Annotated in this window: 17 protein-coding genes; 4 read left to right on the forward strand and 13 right to left on the reverse strand. The window is 72.0% G+C overall.

Translation table 11 applies throughout. From position 1 onward, the window contains the following. Window positions 1-21: 21 nt before the first annotated feature. The 4 genes from ABEA26_RS12260 to ABEA26_RS12275 form a co-directional block, all read right to left on the reverse strand. Entirely contained in the window at window positions 22-777 is a 756-nt protein-coding gene (locus ABEA26_RS12260) for an AIM24 family protein (protein WP_345591871.1), read from the reverse strand. 17 nt (window positions 778-794) lie between these two features. Beyond that, window positions 795-1,475 carry an AIM24 family protein gene (locus ABEA26_RS12265; protein WP_345591873.1) on the reverse strand — a complete coding sequence of 227 codons (681 nt, stop codon included), beginning with the start codon at window positions 1,473-1,475 and terminating at the stop codon, window positions 795-797. 13 nt (window positions 1,476-1,488) lie between these two features. Beyond that, complete coding sequence (locus tag ABEA26_RS12270) at window positions 1,489-3,273, reverse strand: TerD family protein (RefSeq protein WP_345591875.1); 1,785 nt, start codon at window positions 3,271-3,273, stop codon at window positions 1,489-1,491. A 150-nt stretch (window positions 3,274-3,423) separates the two neighbouring features. Next, the gene (locus ABEA26_RS12275; RefSeq protein ID WP_345591877.1) at window positions 3,424-4,020 is read right to left on the reverse strand and encodes a M48 metallopeptidase family protein; all 597 of its coding nucleotides are present in this window, start codon (window positions 4,018-4,020) and stop codon (window positions 3,424-3,426) included. Window positions 4,021-4,310: 290 nt separating this feature from the next. Here ABEA26_RS12275 and ABEA26_RS12280 point away from each other — a divergent pair, with 290 nt between their 5' ends. Both ABEA26_RS12280 and ABEA26_RS12285 read left to right on the forward strand, forming a co-directional pair. After that, a complete protein-coding gene (locus ABEA26_RS12280; protein WP_345591879.1) occupies window positions 4,311-5,525 on the forward strand; it encodes a TOMM precursor leader peptide-binding protein in 1,215 nt (404 codons plus the stop codon). Continuing rightward, window positions 5,518-6,894, forward strand: coding sequence for an ABC1 kinase family protein (locus ABEA26_RS12285; protein WP_345591881.1), 1,377 nt, complete (start codon window positions 5,518-5,520; stop codon window positions 6,892-6,894). Before ABEA26_RS12280 ends, ABEA26_RS12285 begins: the two co-directional genes overlap by 8 nt. 111 nt (window positions 6,895-7,005) lie before the next feature. On the opposite strand, the gene ABEA26_RS12290 is transcribed toward ABEA26_RS12285, so the two are convergent. The 4 genes from ABEA26_RS12290 to ABEA26_RS12305 form a co-directional block, all read right to left on the reverse strand. Then, entirely contained in the window at window positions 7,006-7,329 is a 324-nt protein-coding gene (locus ABEA26_RS12290; protein WP_345591882.1) for a hypothetical protein, read from the reverse strand. Beyond that, on the reverse strand, window positions 7,326-7,703 hold the full coding sequence (locus ABEA26_RS12295; protein ID WP_345591884.1) for a WhiB family transcriptional regulator: 378 nt from the start codon (window positions 7,701-7,703) through the stop codon (window positions 7,326-7,328). Before ABEA26_RS12295 ends, ABEA26_RS12290 begins: the two co-directional genes overlap by 4 nt. Before the next feature lie 175 nt (window positions 7,704-7,878). After that, complete coding sequence (locus ABEA26_RS12300) at window positions 7,879-8,211, reverse strand: hypothetical protein (protein WP_345591885.1); 333 nt, start codon at window positions 8,209-8,211, stop codon at window positions 7,879-7,881. Between the two features lie 163 nt (window positions 8,212-8,374). Further along, on the reverse strand, window positions 8,375-10,585 hold the full coding sequence (locus tag ABEA26_RS12305; protein WP_345591886.1) for an ATP-dependent DNA helicase UvrD2: 2,211 nt from the start codon (window positions 10,583-10,585) through the stop codon (window positions 8,375-8,377). A gap of 178 nt (window positions 10,586-10,763) precedes the next feature. Between ABEA26_RS12305 and ABEA26_RS12310 the strand changes: the two genes are divergently transcribed. After that, on the forward strand, window positions 10,764-11,006 hold the full coding sequence (locus ABEA26_RS12310; protein WP_345591888.1) for a mycoredoxin: 243 nt from the start codon (window positions 10,764-10,766) through the stop codon (window positions 11,004-11,006). 85 nt (window positions 11,007-11,091) lie between these two features. Here the strand turns inward: ABEA26_RS12310 and nudC are convergent, their stop codons facing one another. The 5 genes from nudC to ABEA26_RS12335 all read right to left on the reverse strand — a co-directional run bounded on the left by nudC (window position 11,092) and on the right by ABEA26_RS12335 (window position 21,502). Next, window positions 11,092-12,036 carry an NAD(+) diphosphatase gene (gene nudC, locus ABEA26_RS12315; protein ID WP_345591890.1) on the reverse strand — a complete coding sequence of 315 codons (945 nt, stop codon included), beginning with the start codon at window positions 12,034-12,036 and terminating at the stop codon, window positions 11,092-11,094. A gap of 161 nt (window positions 12,037-12,197) precedes the next feature. Beyond that, window positions 12,198-13,610, reverse strand: coding sequence for a dipeptidase (locus tag ABEA26_RS12320; protein ID WP_345591893.1), 1,413 nt, complete (start codon window positions 13,608-13,610; stop codon window positions 12,198-12,200). A 10-nt stretch (window positions 13,611-13,620) separates the two neighbouring features. Next, the gene (locus ABEA26_RS12325) at window positions 13,621-17,211 is read right to left on the reverse strand and encodes a UvrD-helicase domain-containing protein (protein WP_345591895.1); all 3,591 of its coding nucleotides are present in this window, start codon (window positions 17,209-17,211) and stop codon (window positions 13,621-13,623) included. 122 nt (window positions 17,212-17,333) lie between these two features. Continuing rightward, window positions 17,334-20,858: an ATP-dependent helicase gene (locus ABEA26_RS12330; RefSeq protein ID WP_425587824.1), complete on the reverse strand. Its 3,525-nt coding sequence runs from the start codon at window positions 20,856-20,858 to the stop codon at window positions 17,334-17,336. A gap of 257 nt (window positions 20,859-21,115) precedes the next feature. Continuing rightward, window positions 21,116-21,502 (reverse strand): MGMT family protein, encoded by a 387-nt coding sequence (locus ABEA26_RS12335; RefSeq protein ID WP_279559898.1) that lies wholly within the window; start codon window positions 21,500-21,502, stop codon window positions 21,116-21,118. Window positions 21,503-21,687: 185 nt separating this feature from the next. Here ABEA26_RS12335 and ABEA26_RS12340 point away from each other — a divergent pair. Then, on the forward strand, window positions 21,688-23,711 hold a 2,024-nt coding region (locus tag ABEA26_RS12340; RefSeq protein ID WP_345591898.1), incomplete at its 3' end, for a TIGR00374 family protein.

A 23,711-nucleotide genomic window follows, 5' to 3' on the forward strand; every position in this document is an offset into this window, starting at 1 on the left:
GGCCGCGCTACCGGACCGCGCTCAGCTCCAGACGTTCCCCTGGTTCTGACCGCGGGCACCCTGCTGGCCCATGCCGTACTGCGCGGCGGCGCCCTGCCCGATCTGGGCGTTCTGCGGCGGCAGCAGCTCGCTGGGCTGGACGAGCGCGAAGCCGCTGCCCATGAAGCTGAGCTCCCAGCCCTCGCCGGTGCTGCCGCGGCGCCGCCACACCCCGGAGGAGTGCGTCTGGGCCTGCATCTGCACGCGCAGGCCGGTGGACCAGGCGACGATCGCGTCGGCGTCGCAGTTGACGTACTTGTCGGGTGTCACCTGCATCAGCAGCGGTGCGCCCGAGGTCATCAGGGCGACCTTGCCCCGGCCGGTGATGTTGAGCTGGTACTTCCCCGAGCCGGAGATGCCGTACAGGCTGTCGACCGCGATGACCTCGTGATGCAGGGAGGAGTCCATCGCCAGCACGTAGCTGCTGTCGACGGTGAGACCCTCCTGGTCGACCTCCATCACGTGGATGTACTGGGCGAGGTTGGCGAAGAAGACCGTGCCCTGCCCGTGGCAGCGCATCAGGTCGAGGCCCTCACCCGTGTGCGCGCGCGAGCGTGACTGGTTGTTGCTCTGGTACTCGGCGTCGAACTCGACGAGCCCCTGGTAGGCGACCATCGTGCCCTTGCGGGCGAGCACGTCGTCGTGGCCTTCCAGGGCGACGCGGAGCATGTGCTTGTTCTGCAGGCTCCAGGCTTCCTGGGTCTGCTGGTCGTTGTAGGCGAAAAGCGGGCTCTGCATGATGTTCTGGCTCCCCCTCAGCCCCGGGCCCGCAGGCGGTCGGTGCTGTCCTCACTGGGCTGGACGACGACGATGCCCTGACCGGAGAAGGCCATCTGGTAGGCCTCGCCGCTGCCGCGGCCGATCAACGACTGCGCCTTGAAGCTGCGCTTGCCCTTCACCTTGAGATTCGGGGACCAGGCGACGAGCGCGTCCGGGTCGACGTACGTCTCGTCCTCGCCACCGCCGCAGTCGACCACGATCGGCTTGCCCCGGGAGGTCAGCGCGACCCAGCCCTGTCCGGAGATCTTGGTGTTCCACAAGCCCTGACCGGCGAACTTCGCCAGGCCCTTGACCCGCTCCACGCCCCAGGTGAGGTGGGCGTCGAAGGCGAGCAGGTTGGTGGCGTTGACGGAGATTCCGTCGCCGTTGAGGTTGATGACGACGACGTTCGCACCGTAGTCGGCGAGGTAGAGCAGACCGTCACCGGAGCACTTCATCAGCGGCGCGCCCTCGCCGGTCATCCAGTCCTTGGCGATCTGGCGGACGGCCGGCGGGTTGGGCTCGTACTGGACGAAGCCCTCGTAGGCGGTCATGGAGCCCACGCGCGCGAGGAGGTCGTTTCCGGTCTGCATGGCGACCTTCAGCATGTGGTTGCCGTGGTTCTCCATGCGGGCGGTGACCGGTGCGGGAGCGTAGCCCGCGAGCGGCTGGTTCATGTCGGGCTCTCCCTCAGATCTCGTACGGCTGGACGATGACGAAGTTGCCGGGCGCCGCCCGGAACTGCAGGTTGACGCTCTCGCCCGTGTCGCCCGCGTAGGAGTTGCGGCGCATCCGCACCTGGCTCGAGACGACCACCTGGGCGGCGGCCGACCAGGCGACCACCGCGTTGCAGTCGGCGAACGTGGTGGGCGTGACCGGCAGCACCACGGGCACGCCCTGGGTCTTGACGACGACCGTGCCGGTTCCCTGGAACTGCATCGTGAACAGTGCGCCACCAGGGATGCCGTGTCCCTCGATGCGGCGAACCTCGTACTGGAGGCTCTCGTCGAAGGCCAGGACGTTCTCCGCGGAGACGCAGACGGCGTCACCCTGAAGCTCGATGGGGTGCAGCATCGCGCTGTTGTCGGCGAGGAACACCTGCCCCTTGCCTGTGCAGCGCATCAGCTGCATCTCCTGACCGGTGGCATTGCCCACGACCCGGCCGGCGAATCCGGCGCCCTTGTAGCTGAAGTCGACCTTGCCCTGGTAGAGCACCATGCTGCCCTGCCGGGCGAGTACGGGCTGGCCTTCAGCGCCGAGGTCGACGCGGACCAGCTTCTTGTTCTGCTGGGTCCAGCGCTGTCCGGTCGCCGTCTCCTTGAACTGCTGGAGCGCGCCCATGACCCCGGCGCCGCCCTGCGGAGCGCCCTGGGGCATGCCCTGCGGGGCTCCGTGGGGGGCCTGCTGGCCGTAGCCGGGCGGCGGTGTGGACTGGCCGTAACCCTGCGGCGGAGTGAGCTGCCCGTATCCCTGCGGCGCAGTCGGCTGGCCGTAACCGGGCGGCGGTACCGGGGCCTGGGGGGCCTGGGGGGCCTGGGGGGCCTGGGGCTGACCGTAGCCGGGAGGCGGCGGGGCGGTCTGGCCGGGGACCTGCCCGTAGGGCGGCTGCTGCTGACCGGGCTGGCTCGGCTGGCCGTACGGCGTGCCGGGCTGGCCGTACGGCGCCGGGGCCGGGGGCGGCACCGGGGAGCCGCCGGGCGGCGTGTTCATGGGCGCGACAATGGTCTGCGCGGCGTGCACGTCGGGCCCGGGCGGCGGGACGGGAGCCGGGGCCGGCATGGCGCCGGGCGGAGGGGCGAAGCCCTGCGGGGCCTGCTGCGCGGGGACCGGCGCCGGGGCGGGGGCTGAAGCCGGGGCACCGAACGCCGGCGGCGCCGAGGCCTGGGCGGGCGGGGCGAAGCCCGGAGCGGCACCGGTCTGCGGCTGCTGCGCCTCGGGCACCTCCTCTTCGGCGACCTCACCGCCGAAGTTCCTCAGCAGCGCGTCCAGCCCGCCGTCGAAGCCCTGCCCGATGGCGGCGAACCGCCACACGTCCTTCAGATAGAAATCGCCCAGCATCACAGCGCGCTCGGTGGAGAACTCGGAGCCGTTGAACGGATACCGGGCCACCTCCTCGCCGCCCGCGACGATCCTGATGTACCCGGGCCCGACCTGCGACATCTGTCCGGCGCCGTCGATCGTGGCCGTGAAGGAGAGCTTCTGGATCCGCGACGGGATCCTGTCGAGGGTGACCCGGAAGGATTCCGTGTCACCCGCCTGCGCACCCAGGAGCTGGATGGACTCCTCAGGGGTCTTCGGTTGGTTGAAGAACACGAAGTACTGGTCGTCGGAGAGCCGCTCGTCGGCGTCGAGACCGAAGCAGCTGATGTCGAAGTTCAGCCCGGGGCCGGAGATCTGCACGCCTACGTACAGATCCGTGCCCGAGGTGAGGTCACTGATCCTGGCCTTGTGGCCGCGTTGGAATTCCCTGGCCATGCGTTACGACCGTCCCCCATCCGAATACGAGTGCGTCGCGCCAGGCTAACGGCAAACCCCGAGACGGGAGGAAGTCGGTACCGACCCGGTACAGAACCCGTGCGCGGCTGTGCCGAACGCCCCGTCGGAGCGCGCTCGGGGATGCGTGCGCTACTCGCCGCGGGCCCCGGGGACGTGCGGGAGCCGGTCGGCGGCGACCACGCCCTCGAGGTAGCCCCGGGCCCGCTCGGTCCGCGGATACGCCTCCAGCAGCCGCCAGAACCGGGGCCCGTGCCCGGGGACGAGCAGATGCGCCAGTTCGTGGAGAAGGACGTAGTCGACGACGTACTCGGGCATGCCCTGGAGGCGGTGCGACAGCCGGATGCTCCCCTCGGACGGGGTGCACGAGCCCCAGCGCGTGTTCTGGTTGGTGACCCAGCGGACCGAGGTGGGCCGCGCCCGCCCGTCGAAATACTGGCCCGACAGGCGCTCCGCGCGCTCGGCCAGCTCGGCGTCGCCGAGGACTCGCTTGCTCTCCTGGGCGGCCAGCTTGTCCAGCATGACGCTCACCCAGCGTTGCTCCTCCGCCTCGGACATCCGGGCGGGGATCAGTACGACGGTGCGATCGCCCTCGCGGTACGCGGAAACCGTCCGGCGTCGCCGGGTGCTCCTGCGGACCTCGATCGCGCTCGTCCACGAGCCGTTCGGCGGCGGATTCGTCGGTGCGTGCTGGGGCGCCCCGGCGCGGTGCAGTGGGTCGGCGGACACGCCACGACGTTACCCGCTGCACACGGGGAAGTCCCGGCTCCGGGATGGTTCGCTGCCGATCCGCCACCCCTTCTTCGGATCCGCGACTGACATGTACGACTGGTTTGTACGACTGACCGGTACGACGAATACCCACCGCCTGTGGACAACTTTCGACGCTCGGCCGCACATCCGGGCATCCTGGCACTCGTCGGCGGATTCGCGACCGACCTGATGAACCGGCACGCGACCGACCACCGCCGGACACACCGGACGTTCGACGACTTTCGGATTCTTACGGGGGACCTGGCATGCATCCGATGGTAAAACCCGCGCTCAGGCGCGGCTGGCGCGATCTGAACACCGTGCAGTTCGGGATGACGCCGGCGCATGCGCTGACGCTCGGCCCGGTGGACACGGCTACGGGCAGCCTCCTCGAGCTGCTCAACGGCACCCGCGGGCCGGCGCTCCTGCGCGAGGAGGGGCATCGCATGGACCTGCCGGAAGGGCATGTCGACCGGGTCGTGGAGCGGCTGGCGCAGGCCGGGCTCCTGGACGACTCCCGGGGCGGCGGGCCCGATGCCGCTGCCCTGCGGGAGAAGAAGGAGGTCCTCGACCGGCTCCGCCCAGACCTGGCCACCCTGTCCCTGACCACCGCCGGACCGGGGGACGCCATGAGACAGCTGGCCGCACGTCGCGCCCTGCGGGTGCGCGTGAGGGGTGCGGGGCGGGTGGGCGCCGTGCTGTCCGGACTCCTTTCGGGCGCGGGTGTCGGCGAGATCGACGTGCTCGACGGCGGACGCGTCGAGCCGTGGGACGTCGCCCCGGGCGGGCTGCCCGCCGAGTCCGTCGGCGACCGCCGGGACGAGACGGCCCGTCGTGTCGTCCGCCGGGCCGCGCCGGGCCGCCCGCCCCGCCGCGGTCCCACGACGCCGCCCGAGGAAAGCGCACCGGGCTTCTCCCTGGTGGTCGTCGCCCCGCGCGACGACGTCGCGGTACACACTCCCGACCCCGTCTCCGCAGAATCCCTCATGGCTTCCGGCACGCCCCACCTGTACGCCGGTGTCGTGGAGGGAACCGGTGTGGTCGGCCCTCTCGTCCTGCCCGGCGAGACGGGGTGCGCGGGCTGTCTGTACGCGGACCGCGCCGACCGGGACCCGGCCTGGCCCCGCCTGGTCGCGCAGTGGCGCTCCGGCAAGCAGCGACAGGTACGGCCCTGCGACCTCACCCTGGCCACGACAGTCGCCGGCCTGGCGGCGGCCCACGCGCTCGCTTTCCTGGACGGCCGGACTCCCTCGAGCGTCGGCGCACGCTGGGAGGTCTCGCTGCCCGGACTGCGGTGGCACACACGGCCGGTCGGAGCGCATCCCGCGTGCCCGTGCGGAGCCGCCGGAAAAGGTGGGCAGGAACACACCCCCGAGGAAGGGGAACGGCGCGCGACAATGGCTGGGCAAGGGCCGTCGGCGGAAGTACGCCATGAGGCAGAACCGGCGCGGCCGGCTGGGACTTGGAGGGCGCATGTCTGATCTTCCGCGCAAGGCGGTCACCCGGACCGCCAAGCTCGCCGCGCTCCCGCTCGGCTTCGCCGGGCGGGCGACCTGGGGGCTCGGCAAGCGAATCGTGGGCGAGTCCGCGGAGATCGTCGGCCAGCAACTGCAGCAGCGCACCGCGGAGCAGCTGTTCAAGGTGCTCGGCGAGCTCAAGGGCGGGGCGATGAAGTTCGGGCAGGCCCTGTCCGTCTTCGAGTCGGCGCTGCCCGAGGAGGTCGCCGGCCCCTATCGGGCAGCGCTGACCAAGTTGCAGGAAGCGGCACCGCCGATGCCGACACGCACGGTGCACTCCGTGCTCGCGGAGCGGCTCGGCGAGGACTGGCACGAGTTGTTCCTGGAGTTCGAGGACAAGCCCGCCGCGGCCGCCTCGATCGGTCAGGTGCACCGGGCGGTGTGGCACGACGGCCGAGAGGTCGCGGTCAAGGTGCAGTACCCGGGCGCGGGCGAGGCCCTGCTGTCCGACCTGAACCAGCTCAGTCGTTTCGCCCGCCTGCTGGGTCCACTGGTCCCCGGCATGGACATCAAGCCGCTGATCACAGAGCTGAAGGACCGGGTCTCGGAGGAATTGGACTACGACCTGGAAGCGCAGGCCCAGCGAACCCACGCCGAGGAGTTCGCGGACGACCCGGACATCGTGGTGCCGGACGTCGTCCACCAGTGCGAGCAGGTGTTGGTCACCGAGTGGATCGACGGCATTCCGATGGCGGAGATCATCGCGGACGGCACGCCGGGACAGCGCGATCGCGCGGGCCAGCTCCTGGCCCACTTCCTCTTCTCGGGCCCGGCCCGCACCGGCCTTCTGCACGCCGACCCGCACCCGGGCAACTTCCGTCTGCTGCCCGGCGGACCGGACGGCGAGGACGGCTGGCGCCTGGGCGTCCTGGACTTCGGCACGGTCGACCGTCTGCCGGGCGGTCTGCCCGAGCCCATCGGGGCGGCCCTGCGCATGACGCTGGACGGCGAGGCGGACGCCGTCTACGAGATGCTCTGCGCGGAGGGTTTCGTCAAAGAGTCGATAGAGCTGGACTCCGACGCCGTCCTCGACTACCTCCTGCCGATCATCGAACCGGCCCGGGTCGACGAGTTCACCTTCACCCGCGGCTGGATGCGGAGCCAGGCGGCCCGCATCGGCGACCCGCGCTCCCCCGCGTACCAACTGGCCAAGCAGCTCAACCTGCCACCGGCCTACCTCCTGATCCACCGCGTGACCCTGAGCACCATCGGCGTGCTGTGCCAGTTGGGAGCGACGGTGCGGCTGCGCGACGAGCTGGAGGACTGGCTGGTCGGGTTTCTCCCCGAGGAGGAGGACGGGTACGAGGTGGAAGAGACGGCGGCGGAGGCCTGAGGGCCGGCGGCGCCGAACGCGCCGTGGGGGCCGGTCCGTTCTGACGGACCGGCCCCCCCCGGGAGAGCTTCGCCTCCCCGACCGGGAGACCACCGCTTCGGGTGTGACCTGTTACTGCATGACCGCCATGGCAAGCGCGCGCCGGGCACGCATCGAAGCGCGCTCGGCCCGGCGCTGCATCCGGCGAGCGGTCGCCAGGCGCAGCGCCCGGCGTTCCCGCTCCGCCTCCTGCAGGCGGTCGTGCATATGCGCACGAGCCAGGGCTTCTGGGATGAGTTGCATCTCGCGGTTCCTGTTCTGACGCGAGTCCTTCGCGTCGCTGGTGGTGAAGTCTTCAGGCGTGGAGCCTGCGATGTCGCGGGTGGACGGCTTCATCGGGGCCTGCTTCTTGGGGTCGTACGTGAGGGGGCGGTCGATCGTTCCTGCGGTGTTCATGCCGAGACCGGGTTCTTGCGCGGGCGGCCACGGGGCCGCTTCCGGGCGACGACGACACCCTGCACGAACAGCTCGCCACCCCAGACGCCCCAGGGCTCGCGCCGCTCCTTGGCGCCGGCGAGGCAGGCCTCCATCAGCGGGCAGGTGCGGCAGAGGGACTTGGCGTACTCGACATCCGCCGGCGACTCTGCGAAGAAGACCTCCGGGTCGTAGGAGCGGCAGGGAACGGGCACGCCGAGGTTCTCGATGGCGTCGTCGAGCGCGGTGAGCGGGGTGAGCGCGGTGAGCGGGGTCAAGATGGGGTCCTCCGTGGGGACGGGCTTGGGGATCGTGTCGGAAGGCGGTACGGACGGGGCGTGCGCTTCGAGTTGCACGGGGTTTCTTCCTCGTCTGGTCGTTCCGGCCGGTCGGCCGGGTGGCGGCTTGGTACCGGGTTCTTTTCTTGTCCCGAGGCGCCTTCGTGCTGTCGCCCCCGTTCGGGGACAAACAAAAGGGCCGCGGATCCCGGATGGGGTTCCGCGGCCCTGAAGGCGCCGGCCTGATCGACGATCAGGCTGGATCACTCCAGGGTTCTGGCCCACGGAAGGCCCACATCAGGTGGTGCTGCGTCGTCTGCTTCCGGCATCCGGCACCGGTCGCGGTAAAGGCATAGGCCTGCGCCTGTGCCTCTACTGCTGCTTCCAGTGCCTTGGTCGGTCGCTCATTGCGCTCGCGGAAGGGAAGGCCCGCAGAGGCAACGGCGGCGGCGGCCGGACGCACGGCACGAATGCCGGACAGACCGGTGCCCGGGTTGGAAACGCCGAGCATGCACAGGGAGACGGCCGAGCGATCGGTCATTTTGGCGGTGGAGCTGACGATGGAGCTGAAGTTGATGCTGATCACTGGACTCGCCTCCTCTCGGCGTCTCGGGGGACCGGGCGAACCAGTCCACGGATATGCAAGTACAACACGGATTCAGGGCCTTCGGGAAGGCCGCTGCTCCCGTGACCAAGAACCTATGGGGATTCCCGGGGCATGCGCAAACTATTTTTTCGACGAGTTCGTATCAGCCATCTCCGTCAAGCTCCGCTCCGTCCCGGCCTGCGCAGATGGCCAGGACGTCCGCTCCGTAGCGGTTGAGCTTCCGCCTCCCGACACCCGGGATCCGTGCCAGCTCACGCTCGTCCTCCGGGACGGACTCGGCGATCGCCATCAGTGTCTTGTCGGTGAAGACGCAGAACGCGGGCTGCCCACTGTTTCCCGCCTGGATCGCCCGCCACTCGCGCAGCCGCTCGTAGACACCCTCGTCCATGTCCGACGGGCAGTCCTCGCAACGCATCAGCTTCATCTCGCCGGCGTCGGTGAGCGTGCGTCCGCAGACCCGGCAGCGAGCCGGGGTCCGCGGCATCCGTCTGGGTACCGCGGCCGCCGTACCACCGCCGCCGAAGCCGCGCTCGACGCCGCCCGGGCCGCCCGGGCCGCCCGTGGCCGTACGCCCGCCTGCCGACCCCGAACCGGGCCGCAGCCCCTTCAAGAAGCGGCTGGGACGGCGGCTCGGCCGTCCGCCGGGCGAGCGTGCGAGCGCCCAGGAAAGATGGAGGCGTTCGCGCGCACGAGTGACACCGACGTAGAGGAGGCGGCGTTCCTCCTCGATCTGCTCATCGGTCTTTGCGTAGGCGATCGGCATCATGCCCTCGGTGACGCCCACCAGGAAGACGACGTCCCACTCCAGGCCCTTGGCCGAGTGCAGGGAGGCGAGGGTGACGCCCTGCACCGTCGGGGCGTGCTGGGCGCCCGCCCGCTCGTCGAGTTCCGTGACGAGGTCGCTCAGCGTGGCGCCCGCTCGGGCGGCGGCGAAGTCCTGGGCGAGATTGGCCAGCGCGGCAAGCGACTCCCAGCGCTCGCGGACCGCCCCCGAACCGGCCGGGGGCTGCGTGGTCCACCCCTCCCCGGACAGCACCGCGCGCACCTGGGAGGGCAGGTCGACGACGTCGTCGAGCAGGGAGTCGTTGTCGCCGAAGCGCGCAGCGGCCCTCAGAGAACTGATGGCCTTGCGCACCTCCGGGCGGTCGAAGAAGCGCTCCGCCCCCCTCAGCTGGTAGGGGACCCCGGCATCGGCGAGGGCCTGCTCGTAGGTCTCCGACTGGGAATTGGTGCGGAACAGGACCGCGATCTCGGCGGCCTGCACGCCCGAGTCCATGAGCTCGCGGATGTGCCGGGCGGCACCCTCCGCCTCGGCCGGTTCGTCCGAGTACTCGGTGTAGACGGGCTCGGGGCCCGCGGGACGCTGGGAGACGAGCTCCAGCCGGTGGTCGGCGGCCCGCCCCCGGGCCTGGGTGAGCAGACCGTTGGCAAGGTGGACCACCTGCGGGGTGGAGCGGTAGTCGCGGACCAGCTTCACGACCGTGGCGCCGGGATGGCGACCGCGGAAGTCGAGCAGATGATCGGGGGTTGCTCCCGTGAACGAATAGATCGTCTGACTGGCGTCGCCGACGACGCACAGGTCGTCGCGGTCACCGAGCCACAGCTCCAGCAGCCGCTGCTGCAGGGGGCTGACGTCCTGGTACTCGTCGACCACGAAGTGCTGGTACTGGGCCCGGACCTGCTCGGCGACATCGTGACGGTCCTGGAGGACGGCCACCGTCAGCAGCAGCACGTCCTCGAAGTCGATGACACCGCGCCCGCGCTTGAGGTCCTCGTAGGCGGCGTAGAGCTGGGCGATCTCGGCCGGGTCGCGGGGCACCTCACGGCCGGCCGTGGCCGCCGCGAGGGCGTAGTCGGCGGGGACGGTCTGGGTCACCTTGGACCACTCGATCTCGGCAGTGGCGTCACGCAGCTCGCCCCGGTCGAGGCGGATGCGGCACGCGGCGGCCGCGTCGGCGACGAGCTGGATCTTGCGGTCGACGAGCCTGGGCAGGGAACCACCGATCGCTTTCGGCCAGAAGTACTGGAGCTGGCGCAGCGCCGCCGAGTGGAAGGTGCGGGCCTGGACACCCGCGGCCCCGAGCTGGCGCAGCCTGCCCCTCATCTCCCCGGCGGCACGGTTGGTGAAGGTGACGGCGAGGACACTGGAGGGCTGGAGGATCCCGGCGCGTACCCCGTAGGCGATGCGGTGGGTGATCGCCCGGGTCTTGCCGGTACCGGCGCCGGCCAGCACGCACACCGGGCCGCGCAGGGCGGTCGCCACCTCGCGCTGCTCGGGATCGAGCCCGTCGAGCACCGCGTCGGCCGAGTCCGGTACCTGCGGGAAGAGGGTGGAGTGCGTTGCTGCTGTCACACCGCCATGCTGCCAGGTCGTGGGAGACGCGTGAGTCGGCTGTCCACAGGCACGCACCGATAGTCGTACCAATGCGACAGGTATCACGCGTCGCGGTCGCGCCGGGAATGGTGGCACCCACGCGAACGTTGCCTCGATGCGACCTCATTCCTCGAGCCGCCTAAGGAGCGCGATAGACATGCCGGGCACTGTGACGATGTACAGCACCACGTGGTGCGGCTACTGCCGTCGGCTGAAGGGCCAGATGGACCGCGAGGGCATCGCGTACACCGAGATCAACATCGAGCAGGACCCGGACTCCGCCGCGTTCGTGGAGAAGGCGAACGGCGGAAACCAGACGGTGCCGACCGTGCTCTTCCCGGACGGCTCGACGCTGACGAATCCGTCGCTGGCGCAGGTGAAGCAGAAGGTCGGCGCGTAAAGCGATACCGCAGTAGCACTCAGAACGCTGCAGAGGGGTGGCCCTCCCCGGTCGGGGGAGGGCCACCCCTCTGCAGCGTGCGGTGTCAGAAGGAGCCGCGCGTCGGCAAGGGCTTGCCGTACCAGAGCTCGATGAGGCGGGCCGCGATCGAGATGCCGTAGGGCGGGAGCACCTCGCCGGACTCGAAGGCGGCGCCCAGTTCGTCCCGGGAGAACCAGCGGGCCTCGTGGATCTCGTCGCCGTCGACGTTGATGCCGGTCGAGGTGGCGTGGGCCATGAAGCCCAGCATGAGGCTGGACGGGAAGGGCCAGGGCTGGCTGGCGACGTACTCGACGGAGCCGATGGTGATGCCGGCCTCCTCGTAGACCTCGCGGCGGACCGACTGCTCGATGGACTCGCCGGGCTCCACGAATCCGGCGAGCGTCGAGAAGCGGCCCTCGGGCCAGTGGACCTGGCGGCCGAGCAGGATGCGGTCCTCCCCGTCCGTGACCGCCATGATCACCGCGGGGTCGGTGCGCGGGTAGTGCTCGGCACCGCAGGCGGGGCACCGGCGGATGTGGCCGGCCGCGGCGATGACGGTGCGCTCGCCGCAGCGGGAGCAGAACCGGTGCAGGCGCTGCCAGTTCTCCAGGGCGACCGCGTGGGCCAGCAGGCCCGCGTCGCGGGGGGACAGGAGCAGGCCTGCCTCACGCAGGCCCGCCGGGCGGGCGGACTGGTCCATGCGGCCGGGCAGGGAGTCCTTCTGGAGGGCGAAGTAGCTCACCCCGTCCTCGTCGGTGCCCAGGAAGTACCGGTGTGCCTCGGTGAGCGGGGCCTCGAAGGACGGGGTCATGACGAGTTCGGTGCGCCCGTCGGGCGTCTCGTCGATGAGGACCTGACCGCCGGAGACCACGAAGCAGCGCGTCGAGGGGTGGCTCCACGCCGCCGCGAGCCAGGCCTCGTCGAGACGGTGGTGGGCGGCACGGTCGATGCCGCTCGGGGCGGTGAGCGAGATGGGACGGTCGGCTGTGTGGTCGGTCCAGGTGGTCACTGGTGCTTCCAACTCCCCCGGTGAGCGGTTCGGTGCGGCAGGCGGTTCAGCGGGTCGTACGGCGGGTGGCGCCCTGGCCCGGGAGGGCTCGGCAGTGCGGGGCGGCCTTTCCAGTGTGCCGCGCACACGATGCCGGTCCGGACCGGCATCGTGCGGGGCGTTCAGGGCGCGTGGCGCCAGTGCTCCGCCAGGTCGCCCCACAGGTGGGCGGAGGTCTCGACGCCCTTGAGGAGCAGATCAAGCTCGACCTTCTCGTCGGGGGCGTGCCAGCCGTCGGACGGGACGGAGATGCCGAGGAAGAGCACCGGTGCGCCGAGGACCTCCTGGAGGTCGGCCGCCGGTCCGGAGCCGCCCTCGCGGGTGAAGCGAACCGGTTTCTCGAAGGCCCGGCCCATGGCACGGACCACCGACTGCAGCGCCGGGTGGTCGAGCGGCGTCAGGCAAGGGCGGGTGGCCGCGCTGAAGGTGATCCCGCAGCGAATCCCGGCGGGCACCTGCTCGGCGGCCCAGGCGCGGACGGCCTTCTCGACGTGATCGGGGTCCTGGCCGGCGACCAGCCGGAAGGAAAGCTTCACCATGGCGGACGACGGGATGACCGTCTTGCTGCCCGGGCCCTGGTAGCCGCCACCGATGCCGTTGACCTCGGCGGTGGGGCGGGCCCAGACGCGCTCCAGGGTGGTGTGCCCGGCCTCGCCGTGGGCGGCGTACGACTTGGCCGTGTGCAGCCACTGTGACTCGTCGAAGGGCAGTTCGGCGAAGAGGTCGCGCTCGTGGTCGGTGAGTTCGACGACGCCGTCGTAGAAGCCCGGGATCGCCACGCGCGCGTGCTCGTCGTGCAGGGCGGCGACGAGGCGGGCGACGGCGGTGGCCGGATTGGGCACCGCGCCGCCGAAGGAGCCCGAGTGGATGTCCTGGTCGGGTCCGTGCAGCCGGATCTCGCACTCGGCGAGACCGCGCATGCCGGTGCAGACCGTGGGGGTGTCCTCGGACCACATGCCGGTGTCGGAGACGACCACCGCGTCGGCGGCGAGCCGCTCGGCGCGCTTCTCGACCAGGGCACGGAAGTGCGGGGAGCCGGACTCCTCCTCGCCCTCGATCAGCAGCTTGAGGTTCACCGCGGGAGCCGTGCGGCCGGTGGCGGCGAGGTGGGCGCGGACACCGAGTGTGTGGAAGAACACCTGGCCCTTGTCGTCGGCCGCACCGCGCGCGTAGAGGCGGTTCTCGTGGAAGACGGGGTCGAAGGGCTCGCTGCTCCAGCCGTCCTCGCGGGCGGCGGGCTGGACGTCGTGGTGGCCGTAGACGAGGACCGTCGGTGCTTCCGGGTCGCCGGAGGGCCACTCCGCGTAGACGGCGGGGGCGCCCGGGGTCGGCCAGACCTCGGCCGTCGGGAAACCGGTCTCCTTCAGCTTGGCTGCGAGCCAGTCGGCGCTGCGGCGCACATCGGTCGCGTGGTCGGGCTGGGCCGACACGGACGGGATGCGCAGCCATTCGACGAGGTCGTCGAGGAAGGCGGCGCGGTGCTGCTCGATGTACGTACGGACAGCGCTGACAGCATTGTCAACGGGGTGGCTCATACTCACGAGCCTATCGGCCCGCACGGGCACCCTGATCGTGCGGTTCGTCACCGACCGGCTCGGCCAGCAGCAGATTCTCCAGCGCGGGGCGGTCCGGCATCCCCGCGGGCCGTACGACCTCTCCGGTGCGTACGTACAGGAAGGCGGCCGTCACCGACTCCAGCGGTACCTGCTGCTGCTCGGCCCAGGCGAGACGGTAGAGCGCGAGCTGGAGCGGGTCGGCCGTGGTGGATCGGCTCGTCTTCCAGTCGACGATCTCGTACGTCGCCGTCTTCCCTTCTCCCTGCTTGTACACGGCGTCGATGCGACCGCGTACGACACGGCCGGCGAGCGAGAGCTGGAAGGGCGCCTCGACCCGGTACGGGGTACGCCGGGCGTACTCGGTGCGTTCGAAGGCGTCCTTGAGGAACTCCAGATCGCGTTCGTCGGCGATCTCGGCCTCACTGCCGGGGAGCTCCTCCGGTTCGAGCAGGGGCAGCGTCAGTGGCTCGAAACGAGCCTCGACCCACGCGTGGAAACGGGTGCCCCGGCGTGCGGCGGGCTGGGGCGGGCGGGGCATGGGCCGGGCCAGCTCCTGCGCGAAGCCGTCCGGGTCGGCGGCCAGGCTCAGCAACTGGGTGGCGGTCAGCGACGCCGGTAGACGCACCTCTGTGACGCTCTCGCGGGCGCGCAGGAGCTCCCCGGTGAGGGCGTCGAGGTCGCGGTCCCAGGAGGCGACGGTACGGGCTTCCTCCGGGGTGAGGCGGGTGATGTCGGGCGGACGGTGAGGGTCGGGCGGACGGCCAGCGCCGGCGTGAGCCGGTCCCGGCTTGCCGGGGTGAGGGCGGGGCAGGTCCGTGCCACCGGACTGCCCCGGAGGCGTCACCTGGTGGGGGACGGTGGGGCGGCCGCCCGGGTGGGGCTGGGCGGGGCGGTCCGTCGGCGGTGTGGCGGGGCGGTCCGTGGCCCAGGAGTCCCAGTCGGCGGGGTCTTCGGCCCGGGCGGGATCCTTGTCCTCTTCCTCCCGTAGCACCTCGTCGTCCCTGGGAGGCGGCGGCCAGTCCGGGTCGTCGTAGGTGTCCTGGTCGGGGGCGGCGGCCGGGTGGCCGGCCTCGTGGGAGGCGAGGCCGTCCAGGTGGGCGAGGACCGTCTCGGCGGCGGCCCGGCGTCGGGCGAGCGCCTCGTCGTCCAGAGGCAGGGGCCAGGCCTGCTCGGCCGTCGCCCGGTGCAGGGCGGGGTTCTCCTCGTCCTCGGCGGGTTCGTCCGCCCAGGCCTCGACCTCGCCATGGCCGGCGGCGCAGTGTTCCTGGAGTGCGGTGAGGAAGTCGGACGGTCCGCGGGGTTTCTTCTGGCTGGGTCCCCACCAGTGGCCGGAGCCCAGCAGCAGGGACCGGGGGCGGGTGAAGGTGACGTAGCCGAGGCGGAGTTCCTCGGTGTGCTGATGCTCCTTCATGGACTCGTGGAAGGCCTTCAGGCCCCGGGAGTCCCAGGACTCGACGTCGGGCAGGGTGTCCGCGTCTCCGCGCAGGCCGTGCGGCAGCACCTTGCCCTGGGCGGTCCACTTCTCCCGGCCCTGCCCGCTGGGGAAGGTGCCGGTGACCAGGCCGGGGACGGCGACGACGTCCCATTCCAGGCCCTTGGACTTGTGCGCGGTGAGCACCTTGACGGTGTTCTCGCCGCCGGGCAGGGCGTTGTCGAGGCCCTTCTCGTACTGGGCGGCGGTGCGCAGGTAGCCGAGGAAGGCGAGCAGGGTGGCTTCGCCGTCGCTCGCGGCGAAGGAGGCGGCGACGTCCAGGAAGTTCGACAGGGTCTCGCGGCGGCGGGCTGCCAGGGCGTGCGGGGAAGCCGACAGCTCGACCTCCAGACCGGTGACCGCGAGGACCCGGTGCAGGACGTCCATGAGCGGGTCGGCCAGGGCTCGCCGGAGATCGCGCAGTTCGGTGGCCAGCCGTGCGAACCGCACGCGCGCGTCCGGCGAGAAGGGCAGCCCGTCGTCGTCCCCGGAGCCGTCCAGCGGCGTCTCCAGGAAAGTGTCGAGAGCGTCCGCGAGCGATATCACCTCGGACGGGTCGACGCCCTCGACGGCCTCGGCGAGCCGCCGGTCGGGGTCGTCGTCACCGTCCACGCGCGCGTGACTCACCAGGTGCCGGGCACGGCGGCCGAGGAGGGCGAGGTCGCGCGGGCCGATGCGCCAGCGCGGGCCGGTGAGCAGGCGTACCAGGGATGCGTTGGCGCCGGGGTCCTGGAGGACTTCGCAGACGGCGACCAGGTCGGCCACCTCGGGCAGGTGCAGCAGACCGGAGAGGCCCACCACCTCGACGGGGACGTCCCGGGCCACCAGCGCGCCCTGGATCTCGCCGAAGTCGGTCGCGGTGCGGCACAGGACGGCGATCTCACCCGGCGCCTTGCCGGTGCGTACGAGGTGGGCGACGGAGTCGGCGACCCAGTCGATCTCCTCGGCGTGGGTGCGCAGCAGGGCGCAGCGGACCATGCCGTCGCGTTCGGCGCCGGGGGCGGGGCGCAGGGCCTCCACTCCCGCGTGCATGGCGCGCAGGGGGTCGGCGAGGCGGTTGGCGAGGTCGAGGAGGCGGCCGCCGCTGCGGCGGTTCTCGCTGAGCGCCTGTCGGGTGGCGGAGCGGCTGTCCGTGTGCGCGAAGTGTTCCGGGAAGTCGTCGAGGTTGGCGACGGAGGCTCCGCGCCAGCCGTAGATGGCCTGGCAGGGGTCGCCCACGGCGGTCACGGGGTGGCCGGTGCCGCCGCCGAACAGTCCCGCCAGGAGGATGCGCTGCGCCACTGAGGTGTCCTGGTACTCGTCGAGCAGCACCACCCGGAACTGGTCGCGCAGGACGCGGCCCACTTCCGGGAGCCCGGCGAGCTGTGCGGACAGGGCGATCTGGTCGCCGAAGTCGAGCAGGTCGCGTTCGCGCTTGGCGGCCCGGTAGCGGATCACCAGGTCGGCGAGGGCCCTGCGCGCGGTGGCGGCCTCGGGGACCTTGCGCAGATCGGCGTTGGTGAGCTTGACGCTCTGCAGGGAGTCCAGGAGGCCGGCGTCCCAGGCGCGCAGTTCGTCGGGTTGTACGAGGTGCTCGGCGAGCTCCGCGTCGAGGGCGAGGAGGTCGCTGACCAGGTCGGCGAAGGAGCGGGTGAGCGCCGGGTAGGGGCCGGGGGCCTCGCGCAGCACGCGCGCGGCCAGCTGGTAACGGGTGGCGTCGGCGAGCAGACGGGAGGTCGGTTCCAGGCCGAGGCGCAGGCCGTGGTCGGTCAGGAGGCGGCCCGCGAAGGCGTGGTACGTCGAGATCACCGGTTCACCCGGCGGGTTGTCCGGGTCGATCACGTCCGGGTCGGTGACGCCGGCCCTGATCAGCGCCTTGCGGACGCGTTCGGCGAGTTCACCGGCCGCCTTGTTGGTGAAGGTGAGACCGAGGACCTGCTCCGGGGCGACCTGGCCGGTGCCGACCAGCCACACCACGCGCGCGGCCATCACCGTCGTCTTGCCCGACCCGGCTCCGGCCACGATCACCTGCGGGGCGGGCGGCGCGATGATGCAGGCCGTCTGCTCCGGGGTGAAGGGGATGCCGAGGAGCTCCTTGAGCTGCTCGGGATCGGTGAGATGGGCGGGCACGTCTCAGAGGCTAGCGGCGGGTACTGACAGCGGGCGCCGGATCGCCTCCGGAGTGGAGGAAGGCGCAGGTCAGCGCCGGTGGTGGATCTCATCACATCGGGCGGTCCGTTCGCTTCGGCCAGTTACTCCACGACGTGCCGGCCCTCGGGCCGTGCGCTGCACGACGCGCGGAAGGCGCAGTGGGTGCAGTGCTGGCCGACGGTCGGCGTGAACCGTTCGTCGAGGACCTTGCCGGCGGCCGTGGCCAGCAGGTCCCCGACCCATTCGCCCGCCGGCCCTTCCAGGGAGTCCTGTGCCTGCACCTTGGGGAGGGTCTCTCCGCCGTCCCGCTTGGGCGCGCCCTGGCGCAGCTGGACGAGTTCCGCGCCGCCCGGCTCGGGGCGGGCGCCGTCGAAGGCGTCGTCGACGGCGCCTTCGCGGACGGCGAGCTGGTAGACGGCGAGCTGGGGGTGGCGGGCCACCTCGGCGGAGGTGGGCGCCTGTTTGCCGGTCTTGAAGTCGACGACGTAGGCACGGCCGTCGCCGTCGGTCTCGACCCGGTCCATCTGGCCGCGGACGCGTACCTCGTAGTCGCCCGCTCCCAGGGTCACGTCGAAGTCGTGCTCGCTGGCCACCGGTGTGCGTCCGGCGCGGTCCATGACGTGCCACTTCAGGAAGCGTTCGAGCGCCACGCGCGCGTTGTCCTTCTCCTGCGCCGACTTCCACGGGGCGTCGAAGGCGAGCGCGTTCCACACGGAGTCCAGGCGCTCCATGAGGACGGCGAGGTCGGCCGGGGTGTGCCCGGAGGCGACCTCGTCGGCGAGGACGTGCACCACGTTGCCGAAGCCCTGGGCGGCGGTCGCCGGCGCGTCGGCCTTCACCTCACGGCCGAGGAACCACTGCAGGGCACAGGTGTTGGCCAGCTGGTCCAGGGCGCTGCCGGAGAGCGTGACGGGCTGGTCGCGGTCGCGCAGGGGCACCTTGCTCTCGGTCGAGTCCCACATGCCCCACCACCGGTAGGGATGGGCGGACGGCACCAGGGGGCGGCCGTCCTCGTCGGCGAGGGCGGCGAGGCGGGCCAGTCGGCGGGCGGCGGCCTCTCTCAGGGGCTCGGAGACGCGGGGGTCGACCGTGGTGGCGCGCAGCTCGGCGACGAGCGCCGAGACGGCCAGCGGGCGACGCGGGCGGCCCGTGACGTCGGCGGGTTCGACGCCGAGTTCGGTCAGGAACCGGGAGGGCTGGTCGCCGTCGTCGGCCGGCGCCTTCACGGCGGTCACGACCAGCCGTTCCCGCGCGCGCGTGGCGGCCACGTAGAACAGGCGGCGTTCCTCGGCGAGCAGCGCGCCGGGCGTGAGCGGTTCGGCGAGTCCGTCACGGCCGATCCGGTCGGCCTCCAACAGGGAGCCGCGGCGGCGCAGGTCCGGCCACAGCCCCTCCTGGACGCCCGCGACGACGACCAGCCGCCATTCCAGCCCCTTGGAGCGGTGGGCGGTCATCAGGCGGACGGCGTCGGGGCGGACGGCACGCCGGGTGAGGGTGTCGGCGGCGATGTCCTCGGCGTCGATCTCCTCCAGGAAGTTCAGGGCGCCCCGGCCGCCGGTGCGCTCCTCCGCGCGGGCGGCCGTCGCGAAGAGCGCGCACACGGCGTCGAGGTCGCGGTCGGCGTTGCGGCCGGCCGCGCCGCCGCGCCGGGCGGAGCGCTCCAGGCGGGCGGGCCACGGTGTGCCCGCCCACAGGTCCCACAGCGCCTCTTCGGCGCTGCCGCCGCCCGCCAGGCGCTCGCGGGCCTTGCGGAGCAGCGCGCCGAGTCGCTGGGCGCCACGCGCGTACGCGGGGTCGTGCACCGCCAGCCGCTCCGGCTCGGCCAGCGCGCGTGCGAGCAGTTCGTCGGAGGGCGGTGGCAGCGGGTCGCCCGCGGCACGCTCCTCCTCACGCAGGGCACGGCCGAGGCGGCGCAGGTCGGCGGCGTCCATGCCGGCGAGCGGGGAGGTGAGCAGGGTGAGGGCGGTTGCGGTAGGGAGCCAGCACGGCCCCTCCGCGCGGTCGGCGCGTTCACCGGGCGCGGGCTTCACCGACGTCTCGCCGGCCGCCCCGCCGTCCGTCTCCGAGGCGTCGCCGGGACCCGCCCCGGGCCACCCCGCCGGCTCGGCAACATCACCGGGACCCGCCGTGGTCCGTGCCTTCGGTCCCACAACGCCACCGAGATCCGCCCCGGGCCGCCCCGCCGGTCCCACAACGCCACCGAGCCCCGCCCCGGGCCGCTCCCCCGCCTCCGCCTCCGCCTCCGCAACCGCTCGCAGTGCCGTCAGCAAGGGCGCCACTGCCGGCTCGTGGCGCAGGGGAAGGTCGTCACCGTCGATGTCCAGGGGAACTCCGGCCGCGGTGAGGGCCCGGCGGGCCACGGGGATGGTGCGTGAACCGGCGCGCACCAGGACGGCCATGTCTCCCCAGGGGACGCCGTCCTCGAGATGGGCCCTGCGCAGGATGTCGGCGATGTTGTCCAGCTCGGTGCCGGACGTCGGGTACGTGAACACCTCGACGCGCCCCCCGTCCCGGACCGGAGCGAGCTCGCGGTGAGCACGCACCTTGTCGGCGGGGAGTCGGGTCAGCGGCATGCGCTGGGTCACCAGCCGGGTCGCGGCCAGCAGGGCGCCCCCGGACCGGCGTGAGGTCCGCAGCACCTCGACCGGCGCCGGGCTGCCGTCCGCGCGCGGGAAGGCGGTGGGGAAGTCGAGGATGCCGTTCACGTCCGCACCCCGGAAGGCGTAGATCGACTGGTCGGGGTCGCCGAAGGCGACAAGGCTGCGCCCGCCTCCGGCCAGGGCCTGCAGCAGCCGTACCTGGGCCGGGTCGGTGTCCTGGTACTCATCGACGTAGACCGCGTCGTACTGCGCGGCCAGGTGTGCGGCGACCTCGGGACGGCGGGCGAGGAGTACCGCGCGGTGGACGAGTTCCGCGTAGTCGAGCACTCCCTGGAGGTCTAGCACGTCGAGGTACTCGGCGAGGAAGACGGCGGCGGCCCGCCAGTCGGGGCGGCCGATGCGCCGGGCGAAGGCCCCCAGGGCGTCCGGGCCGAGGCCCAGTTCCCGGCTGCGGGCGAGGACGGCGCGGACCTCGTCGGCGAAGCCACGGGTGGTCAGGCAGGCGCGCAGCTCGTCGGGCCAGCGCACATGGGCCAGGCCGAGCCGCTCGAGATCGACCTGCCCGGCGAGCAGTTCGCGTACGGTCACGTCCTGCTCCGGGCCGGAGAGCAGGCGCAGGGGTTCCACGAACAGTTCGCTGTCCTGGTGGGCGCGGACCAAGGCGTAGCCGAAGGAGTGAAAGGTCGTCGCCCGGGGCGCACGGGTGGCTCCCATGCGCAACGCCATCCGGTCGCGCAGTTCGAGGGCCGCCTTGCGGCTGAAGGTCAGCACCAGGATCCGCTCGGGGTCCCCGCCCCGGGCGATCCGGTCCGCCACGGACTCGACGAGCGTGGTGGTCTTGCCGGTGCCCGGGCCCGCGAGGACGAGCAGCGGTCCGGTCCCGTGGTCAACCACGGCGCGTTGGGCGGCGTCCAGACGAGGGGGATCCATTCGCTCCGGCGGGGTACGCACCAGTCGGTAAGCGCCACGGCTCCCCCGTCGCGCCGGGGGGTGCGACGGGTGTCTGGTGGAGGAGAAGGAGCTCACGTGGTTCGCCGGTCCTGGTGGGTGTGCTGGTGGGCCGTCCGCGCTGCGGGGGCCGCGGGATGAGGGGGACACACGCGGCCGACGCTACGCCGACGAATCAGGCGGAAGCAGGGCTTCCTCTTCTTCCCTCGGGTCACACATGGCGCCGCTGTCCCCCGCCCCACGAACGTACGTCATGCCACAGACGTGCCCGAAGTGTCCCTTTTCCCTCATCCGGAGCACAGGTCACACGTCGGTCGGCCCGATGGCGGAAGCTGTCAGGTGTGATCCTGCGCGCGTTCGCCGCCGTCCCACCGCGCCCGCTTCAGGTCGAGGCGGGGCAGGTGGCCCTCCGCGGCTCTGCTCGCCTCCTTCAAAGGCGTGCCCTCCTCCCGGTAGCGGTCGAGCGCCTCCAGTTCCTGGCCGGCGAGCAGGGCTCCGTCCGCGCGGACGACGCGCCACCACGGAACGCCTCCCCCGTAGAGGGACATCACCCGTCCGACCTGGCGGGGTCCCCCCTCACCCAGGTACTCGGCGATGTCCCCGTACGTCATGACGCGGCCCGGCGGAATCAGTTCGGTCACGTCGAGGACCCGCTCGGCATACTCCGGCAGCGCGTCCGCGTACTCCGGGCGCGCGTCGTCCGGAAAGCTCTGCTCGCTCATCCGACCCATCCTGCCCCACCCCACCGACAACGCGACGCGCTCCCGACGGTGCGCGCGCCTCGCCCGGAAACGGCGCTTCGGGCAGACTGTGCGGCCCGCACAGACACCCTGATGCCTGCCGTTGCCGACGCGGCATGCCACCATCGTGCGGGCGGTGACCAGTGATACGAGAGCAAGAAGAGGCGATGAAGCAGCAGGGTGCGCACCCCGAGGACGGCGAAGGCACCTCCGACTCCTCGTCGCGCCCGGACACCGCGGACGGCAAGGGCGAGAAGGCCGCTCGAGGGGCCGCCGGGGGCAGGACGGCGACCGCCGCCGACCCCGACGACGTCGCGCACATCGACGAGGTGGAGGGCGACGAACCGCTGCTCCCCGCGCGCGTGCACCGTCCGTCCGACCTGATGCGGCTCCTGGTGGGTGTGCTCGCCGTCGCCGTTCTGCTCGCCGTCGCCGCCTTCGCGCACGGCACCACCTCGGGCCTCGAGCAGGACATCAACAAGGGCACCGGACAGGCGCCCGACCTTCTGATCAAGATCGCGGGGCTGGCCTCCAGCATCGCGATCCTTCTGGTGCCGGTCGCGTTCGCGATCGAGCGGCTGATCAAACGGGACGGCCTGCGGATCGCGGACGGCGTGCTGGCGGCGGTCCTGGCGCACGGGGTGACCCTCGCCACCGACCTGTGGGTCGCCAAGGCCGCTCCCGGCTCCATCCAGGAGGCACTCACCCAGCCGTCGCCGGGCGACATCCACGCGCTCACCGACCCCGTGCACGGCTACCTGGCGCCGGTCATCGCCTACATGACGGCCGTCGGCATGTCCCGCAGACCCCGCTGGCGCGCGGTGCTGTGGATCGTGCTGCTTCTCGACGCCTTCTCGATGCTCGTCACCGGCTACACGACGCCGTTCTCGATCATCCTGACGGTCCTCATCGGCTGGTCCGTCGCCTACGGAACGCTGTACGCGGTCGGCTCCCCCAACGTCCGCCCCACCGGGAGGACGCTGATGGCGGGTCTGCGGCACGTCGGGTTCCGTCCGGTGACCGCCGCCCGCGAGGAGGCGCCGTCGGACACCGCGGAGCCCGGTGACCGCGGCCGCCGCTACTTCGTCACCCTGGAGGACGGCCGGCCGCTGGACGTGACGGTGGTGGACCGGGAGCAGCAGGCACAGGGGTTCTTCTACCGCGCGTGGCGCAATCTGACGCTGCGCGGCTTCGCCACCCGCAGCAGCCTCCCGTCACTGCGGCAGGCCCTGGAGCAGGAGGCGCTGCTCGCCTACGCCGCGATCGGAGCCGGCGCCAACGCCCCCAAGCTGATCGCGACGTCCGAGCTGGGTCCCGACGCCGTGATGCTCGTCTACGAGCACACCGGGGGGCGCACTCTCGACTCGCTGCCGGACGAGGAGATCACCGACGACCTGCTGCGGGGCACCTGGGAGCAGGTACAGGCCCTCCAGTCCCGGCGCATCGCGCACCGCAGGCTGGTGGGCGACGCGATCCTGGTGGATCGTTCCGGCACGGTGATCCTCACCGACCTGCGCATCGGTGAGATCGCCGCCGGTGACCTGCTGCTGCGCATGGACATCTCCCAGCTCCTGGTGACGCTGGGCCTTCGGGTGGGCGCCGAACGCGCGGTCGCCTCGGCGGTAGGTGTGCTCGGCCCCGACGCCGTGGCGGACTGCCTGCCGATGCTCCAGCCCATCGCGCTCAGCCGTTCCACGCGCGCGACACTGCGCAAGCTGGCCCGGGAGCGGGCCGAGCGCGAGCGTGAGGCGGTCCTGGAGTCGTCCCGGCAGGCCAAGCTGGCCCGCTCGGAGGCGGCCGCCGGCGACGACACACCCCCCGCACCACCCGAGCAGTCCGCCAAGAAGGCTGTACGTGCCGAACAGCGGGCGGAGAAACGGGCCGTGGACGAGGCGCTGGAGGAGGCGCGCGAGGAGGACCTGCTCACTCAGATCCGGCACGCGGTACTGCGGATCCGACCGCAGGCTCCCGTCGAGCCGGCCCGCCTGGAGCGAGTGCGACCGCGCACGCTGATCAGCTTCATCGCGGGTGCGATCGGCGCCTATTTCCTGCTGACGCAGCTCACCCACATCGAGTTCGGGCCGCTGATCTCGAACGCCCAGTGGGGCTGGGTGGCCGCGGCGGTGCTGTTCTCGGCGGCGAGTTACGTCGCGGCGGCGATGGCCCTGCTGGGGTTCGTGCCCGAGAAAGT

The sequence above is a fragment of the Streptomyces marokkonensis genome (assembly GCF_039539045.1).
GTDB lineage: Bacteria > Actinomycetota > Actinomycetes > Streptomycetales > Streptomycetaceae > Streptomyces > Streptomyces marokkonensis.

Excerpts from the sequence above, each read along its gene's own strand:
- ABEA26_RS12265 (WP_345591873.1), bottom strand. The coding sequence starts at position 1,475 with ATGAACCAGCCGCTCGCGGGCTACGCTCCCGCACCGGTCACCGCCCGC.
- ABEA26_RS12310 (WP_345591888.1), top strand. The coding sequence starts at position 10,764 with ATGCCGGGCACTGTGACGATGTACAGCACCACGTGGTGCGGCTACTGC.
- ABEA26_RS12280 (WP_345591879.1), top strand. The coding sequence starts at position 4,311 with ATGCATCCGATGGTAAAACCCGCGCTCAGGCGCGGCTGGCGCGATCTG.
- ABEA26_RS12270 (WP_345591875.1), bottom strand. The coding sequence starts at position 3,273 with ATGGCCAGGGAATTCCAACGCGGCCACAAGGCCAGGATCAGTGACCTC.
- ABEA26_RS12320 (WP_345591893.1), bottom strand. The coding sequence starts at position 13,610 with ATGAGCCACCCCGTTGACAATGCTGTCAGCGCTGTCCGTACGTACATC.
- ABEA26_RS12260 (WP_345591871.1), bottom strand. The coding sequence starts at position 777 with ATGCAGAGCCCGCTTTTCGCCTACAACGACCAGCAGACCCAGGAAGCC.
- ABEA26_RS12285 (WP_345591881.1), top strand. The coding sequence starts at position 5,518 with ATGTCTGATCTTCCGCGCAAGGCGGTCACCCGGACCGCCAAGCTCGCC.
- ABEA26_RS12335 (WP_279559898.1), bottom strand. The coding sequence starts at position 21,502 with ATGAGCGAGCAGAGCTTTCCGGACGACGCGCGCCCGGAGTACGCGGAC.
- ABEA26_RS12290 (WP_345591882.1), bottom strand. The coding sequence starts at position 7,329 with ATGAACACCGCAGGAACGATCGACCGCCCCCTCACGTACGACCCCAAG.